Origin of the sequence: Nocardiopsis halotolerans DSM 44410 (genome assembly GCF_000341065.1) — a bacterium.
Lineage (GTDB): Bacteria > Actinomycetota > Actinomycetes > Streptosporangiales > Streptosporangiaceae > Nocardiopsis > Nocardiopsis halotolerans.
Window position 1 is genome coordinate 1 of the sequence record NZ_ANAX01000025.1, and the last position, 400, is coordinate 400.

Below are 400 nucleotides of genomic sequence, written 5' to 3' on the forward strand. Positions count from 1 at the left end.
TCCTCGCGCGCATCCCGGCCCGCGCGATCCTGGCGGCCTCCAGCCGGGCCGAACTCGCCTCGGGCGCGCTCGCGGCCATGGATCCGGGCTCGCTGACCTGGATCGCCGAGGACGCGCACTGGCGTTCACGCGTCCTGCGCTCGCGCGCGTGGCCGTCGCGGCTGCGCGGTGCGGCGGCGGTGGCCTGGCTGGACTGGCGGCGGCTGGCACGAGGGCCGGGGCGGCTCGCGCTCATGACGGCGTCGACCGCCCTGCCCGTGCTGACCGCGCGGGCGGGCGGCGGGGTGACCGGAACGCTGATCGTGCTCGCCGCGGGCGCGTTGGCGGTCGCCGCGACGAGCACCGCGGGGGCGCGTCGGGACGCCGGTGACACGGCGCTGGCGCGGCTGCTGGGCGTGGG

The 400-nt window shown here is 79.8% G+C and carries 1 protein-coding gene; it reads left to right on the forward strand.

What is annotated here, in order from left to right:
- Nucleotides 1–400: DUF6297 family protein (locus D455_RS28880; protein WP_040684276.1), on the forward strand; the 400-nt coding region annotated here is incomplete at both ends.